This window comes from Achromobacter xylosoxidans (genome assembly GCF_002192695.1).
Classification (GTDB): Bacteria; Pseudomonadota; Gammaproteobacteria; order Burkholderiales; family Burkholderiaceae_B; genus Achromobacter; species Achromobacter xylosoxidans_C.
This window is the reverse complement of sequence record NZ_MTLG01000077.1, coordinates 1-5,526: the sequence shown is the minus strand read 5'-3', so window position 1 is coordinate 5,526 and position 5,526 is coordinate 1. Positions and strand designations below refer to the sequence as shown.

Genomic DNA, 5,526 nt, shown 5'->3' with positions numbered 1-5,526 from the left:
CGCCGTGGCGCGCCTGCCGCCGGACCTGTTCACGCCCGATTGAAAGCCCGCGGGCCGGGCTGTCACGTCGCGCCGGTTCGGTGCTGCGCCAATACGTCGTGCATGGCCCGCGCGGCGCGTTCCAGCACCGGTACCGCGCGCAGCAGCTCGTCCAGCATCACGCGCGCAGTCGGCGCGTGGCAGGCCACGGCCGCGACCACGCGGTCGTCGGCGTCGCGCACCGGCACCGCCACGGCGCTCATGCCGCGCACAAATTCTTCGTTGTCGATGCCGATGCCGCGCGCCGCCAGCCGTTCAAGCTCTTCTTCCAGCCTGGCCGGGTCCGTCAGCGTGCGCGGCGTGTTGCGCGTGAGCGGCAGGCGCGCCAGCACTCGCCCGCGCTCCAGCCGGTTCATGGACGCCAGGAACAGCTTGCCGCTGGCGGTGCAATGCATGGGCACGTGGCTGCCCACGGCGAAGAACAGGCGCAGCGGCTCGGCCGTTTCGACGCGTTCCATGTAGATCACACGATCGCCGTCGGGCGCGGTCAGGTTGCAGGTTTCGCCCAGGGTGCCAACCAGCTGGGCCAGCACCGCGCGGCAGGCGCGTGTGAAGGCCGAGGCGCGCAAGGTGGCCAGGGCCAGGGTCGCCGCCTGCGGTCCCGGCACGAAGCCGTTCTCGGTGGGCGTGGCGGCCACGAAGCCGGCGCGCTGCATGGCCGCCAGCAGGCGCATCAAGGTGGTCTTGGGCATGTCCAGCCGCTGCGCCAGTTGCGCCAGCGTGGGCGGATGCTGGGCGCGCGCCAGGTGGTCCAGCACCACCAGCGCCCGCAGCGAACGCGCGGCCTCTTGATGGTTGGCGGCATCATCGGCCTGCTGCGCCGATGCTGCACCGCGATTTTGAAACTGAATCTGCATATTCTGTTCCACTTTTCCGCCCCTGCGCCTGTTGTGCTTTGCTCTGCGCGCGCGCTTCCTAGAATCGCCTCAAATGCCGCAGCGCCCAGGCGCCGGCATCGATCCAGTATATAAGTGCGCCCCACAACGACAAGCAGGGTTAACGCGCCGTAGGCTTGGCGCGGCGCCCTGCTGCAGGGAGAGCTTGCGGACATGTCCGATACCGTGGATTACATCGTGGTCGGCGCCGGCTCGGCCGGATGCGTAATGGCCAACCGGCTGAGCGCCAGCGGCGCGCACAGCGTCTGTCTGCTGGAAGCCGGCCCCAAGGACAGCAACCCGTGGATACACATCCCCATCGGCTACGGCAAGACGATGTTCCACAAGGTCTTGAACTGGGGCTACTACACCGACCCCGACCCCGGCATGCTGGACCGGCGCATCTACTGGCCGCGCGGCCGCACGCTGGGCGGCTCCAGCTCCATCAACGGCCTGATCTACATCCGCGGCCAGCGGCAGGACTACGACGCCTGGGCCGCCGCCGGCAATCCCGGCTGGAGCTGGGACGAGTGCCTGCCCTACTTCCGCAAGCTCGAGAACAATGATCTCGGTCCGGGCCCCACGCGCGGCACTGAAGGCATGCTCAACGCCACCTCGATCAAGACCGCGCATCCGCTGGTGGAAGCATTGATAGGCGCCGCGCAAAAGCTGGGCCTGCCGCATGTGCAGGACTTCAACACCGGCGACCAGGAAGGCGTGGGCTACTACCAGCTCACCACGCGCAACGGCCGCCGCTGCTCAACCGCCGTGGCCTACCTGCGCCCCGCGCAGGACCGCAGCAATCTGCGCGTGGAAACCGACGCGCACGCCATGGCCGTACTGTTCGAAGGCAAGCGCGCCTGCGGCGTACGCTACCGGCGCGACGGCCAGGTGCACACCGTGCGCGCCCGCCGCGAAGTGGTGCTGTGCGCCGGCGCCCTGCAATCGCCGCAGCTGTTGCAGCTGTCCGGCGTCGGGCCCGCTGCACTGCTGCGCCAGTTCGGCATCGGCGTGGTGCGCGACCTGCCCGGCGTGGGCGAGAACCTGCAGGACCATCTGCAGATCCGGCTGATCTACGAGACGACCCGCCCCATCACCACCAACGACCAGTTGCGCAGCCTGACGGGCCGCGCCCGCATGGGCCTGGAATGGCTGCTGTTCCGCGGCGGGCCGCTGGCGGTGGGCATCAACCAGGGCGGCGTGTTCTGCCGCGTGGACCCGGCCAGCCGTACGCCCGACACGCAGTTCCACTTCGCCACGCTGTCGGCCGACATGGCGGGCGGCAAGGTGCATCCGTTCTCGGGCTGCACCTATTCGGTGTGCCAGCTGCGGCCCACGTCGCGCGGCCGGGTCCGGCTGCGCAGCGCGGACCCGTTCGAGGCGCCGTCCATGCAGCCCAATTACCTGTCCACCGACCTGGACCGCCAGATGGCGGTCGCGGCGGTGAAGTATGCGCGCAGGCTTGCCGCCACCGAACCGCTGGCCGGCCTGATGAAGCGCGAGTTCCGCCCCGGGCCGGACGTGCGCACGGACGACGAGATCCTGCACTTCTGCCGCGAATACGGCGCCACGATCTTCCACCCGTCCGGAACCGCCAAGATGGGGCCGTCCAGCGACCCCATGGCCGTGGTGGATGAACGCCTGCGCGTGCATGGCGTGGCCGGGTTGCGCGTGGTGGACTGTTCGATCATGCCGACGCTGGTATCGGGCAACACCAACGTGCCCGTGGTGATGCTGGCCGAGCGCGCGGCCGAATTCATGTTGCAGGACCTCAGGCAAGCGCAGCCGCAGGCGCTGCGCGTCGCCGCCTGAATCGGAGATGACGGATCCCGGATAGCAGAACCCCCAGGCGCAGGACAACGCAGATTGCCCCACCGCCCCACCAAAGGAGACTAGACATGGCCAAGCAAAACGAAGCCGCGGTGCGCAAAGTCGTCGCCGCGTCATTGATCGGCGCCACCATCGAGTGGTACGACTTTTTCCTGTATGGCGTCGTCGCGGGCATCGTGTTCAACAAGCTGTATTTTCCGACGGGCGACCCGGTGGTCTCGACCATGCTGGCCTACACCACCTTTGCCGTCGGTTTCATCACGCGGCCGCTGGGCGGGCTGATCTTCGGCCACTTCGGCGACCGCATCGGCAGAAAGAGCATGCTGGTGATGACGCTGATGATCATGGGCATCGCCACGTTCCTGATCGGCTTGGTGCCGACCTACGACAGCATCGGCATCTGGGCGCCGATCCTGCTGCTTTTGCTGCGGGTGTTCCAGGGCATAGGCCTGGGCGGCGAATGGGGCGGCGCGGTGCTGATGGCCTATGAGTACGCACCGCCGGGCAAAAAAGGCTTTTATGCATCGCTGCCGCAGATCGGGCTGGCCATCGGGCTGTGCCTGGCCTCGGGCACGGTGGCACTGCTGTCCACCCTGCTGACGGACGCGCAGTTCATGGCCTGGGGCTGGCGCATCGCCTTCCTGGCGTCGGCCGCCATGGTGCTGGTGGGCATGTACATCCGCCTGAACATCAAGGAAACGCCCGAGTTCGCGGCGGTCAAGGCCAACAACGCCGAAAGCCGCATTCCGTTCTTCGACATGCTCAAGCGCTATCCGGGCAATGTCTTCAAGGGCATGGGCGCGCGCTACATCGACGGCGTGTTCTTCAACGTGTTCGGCGTGTTCTCGATTTCGTACCTGACGCAGACGGTGCAGATCAGCCGGACCGAAGCGCTGATCGGGGTGATGGCCGCGGCCCTGGTGATGTGCTTTTTCATCCCCTTCTTCGGCCGGCTGTCCGACCGCATCGGCCGCACGCGGGTTTACTTCTGGGGTTCGCTCATCACTGCGGCGGCGTCCTTTCCCGGCTTCTGGCTGATGCTCAACAGCCAGGGCAGCGTGATGCTGATCTGGCTGGCCATCATCATTCCGTTCGGCATCCTGTACGCGGCGGTGTATGGGCCGGAGGCGGCGCTGTTCTGCGAGCTGTTCGATGCCAAGGTGCGCTACACGGGGATTTCCTTCGTCTACCAGTTCTCGGGCATCTTCGCCTCGGGCATCACGCCCATCATCGCGACCGCGCTGTTGAAGACAGGCGGCGGCCAGCCTTGGCTGATCTGCCTGTACGTGCTGTTCGCGGGGGTGGTGTCGGCGGTGTGCGCGATGCTGATCGGGCGTGGCGCGCAGCCGGCGGAACTGGAGGCGGCCGCGGCGACTGGGATGCCGTCAGCGGGCTTGCGCAAGGCCTGAACGTGAAAGCGCCGGCCACATGGGCCGGCACTTTTTTCTGGGCTGATGCCTCAGGCCGCCGCTACCGGGCGGCCGTAAAACGGGTAGTTGGGATCGTTGTAGCCGTGAGTCGAAGCATGGCCGGGCGTGACCCAGTCATTGACGACGGCCTCGTCCTCGGCCGTGATCTTCACGTCCAGGGCCGCGTAGTAGTCCTCCATCTGCGCCAGGGTGCGCGGGCCGGCGATGACGGCGGTGATGACGGGATTGGCCAGCACCCAGGCGGTGGCGAAATGCCCCGCCTGCGTGCCGCGGGCGGCGGCGTGCGCCACCAGCTTCTGCGCGATTTCCAGGGACTCTTCGCGGAACTCGGTCGCCAGGATGCGGCGGTCGCCGCGTCCGGCGCGGGTGTCGGCCGCGGGCGCCTGGCCCGGCAGGTACTTGCCGGTGAGCACGCCGCGCGCGATCGGGCTGTAGGGCACGACGCCCAGTCCATAGTGCTTGCAGGCGGGCAGGATCTCGACTTCGGGGCCCCGGTTGAGCATGTTGTAGTAAGGCTGGCACACGACGGGTTGCGGCACGCCCATTCTTTCGCACAGGCGCATGACCTCGGCGATGCGCCAGCCACGGAAGTTGGACAGGCCGAAGCTGCGCAGCTTGCCGGCGCGGATCAGGTCGCCCAGGGCCCACAGCGCTTCTTCGAGGTTTTCCTCGTGGTAGTCGCGGTGCAGGTAGAGGATGTCCATGAAGTCAGTGCCCAGGCGCGTGAGGCTTTCCTCGACGCCGCGGATCAGCCACTGGCGCGAATAATGAGCCTGGTTCGGGCCTTCACCGACGGCATTGCCGATCTTGCTGGCGAGCACCCAGTCGTGGCGCTGGCCTTTCAAGAGCTTGCCCACCACTTCTTCGGAGCGGCCGCCGTTGTAGACGTCGGCGGTGTCGATGAAGTTCAAACCATGGTCACGCGCGGACGCGACGATGCGGGCGGCTTCGTCGTCGGGGGTTTGCTCGCCGAACATCATGGTGCCCAGGCAGAGCGGAGAAACGCGGAGATTGCTGCGGCCGAGGCGGCGGTAGTTCATGGTTGGCTTCCTCTCGTTCACGGAAATGGATTAGGCGGGAGCATGCAACGGCAAGCCTGCGCCAGTCAAATTTGCATCTAGGGCATTCTTGGTTGGATTGTTGATGTTTGGTTTTGTGAGGCTGGGGTTCTTGAGGCGCCGGCGTCCGGACTGCGGGATTCCGATGCTCACCCCGGTGGGGCTGCGCTTCGGATCCCTCCGCCCGGCCACCGGCTCACGGCATCTGCCCATGAACGGGCCTGAAACCAGTGCATTAGGCAGCTGTCAGCCGAGGCGGCCCGGAGCCATCCGAAGCGCAGCCCCATTGGGGCG

The 5,526-nt window shown here is 67.1% G+C and carries 4 protein-coding genes; 2 read left to right on the top strand and 2 right to left on the bottom strand.

Annotation, left to right across the window (positions count from 1 at the left end):
* Positions 1–62: 62 nt before the first annotated feature.
* A complete protein-coding gene (locus BRO63_RS16930; RefSeq protein WP_088140889.1) occupies positions 63–908 on the bottom strand; it encodes an IclR family transcriptional regulator in 846 nt (281 codons plus the stop codon).
* Between the two features lie 180 nt (positions 909–1,088).
* On the opposite strand from BRO63_RS16930, the gene BRO63_RS16925 reads away from it, so the two are divergent.
* Both BRO63_RS16925 and BRO63_RS16920 read left to right on the top strand, forming a co-directional pair.
* Positions 1,089–2,726: a GMC family oxidoreductase gene (locus tag BRO63_RS16925; protein ID WP_088140888.1), complete on the top strand. Its 1,638-nt coding sequence runs from the start codon at positions 1,089–1,091 to the stop codon at positions 2,724–2,726.
* Positions 2,727–2,812: 86 nt separating this feature from the next.
* Entirely contained in the window at positions 2,813–4,153 is a 1,341-nt protein-coding gene (locus BRO63_RS16920; protein WP_088140887.1) for an MFS transporter, read from the top strand.
* Positions 4,154–4,203: 50 nt separating this feature from the next.
* Here BRO63_RS16920 and BRO63_RS16915 read toward each other — a convergent pair whose 3' ends face one another.
* Positions 4,204–5,214 carry an aldo/keto reductase gene (locus BRO63_RS16915; protein WP_088140886.1) on the bottom strand — a complete coding sequence of 337 codons (1,011 nt, stop codon included), beginning with the start codon at positions 5,212–5,214 and terminating at the stop codon, positions 4,204–4,206.
* Between the last annotated feature and the right edge of the window lie 312 nt (positions 5,215–5,526).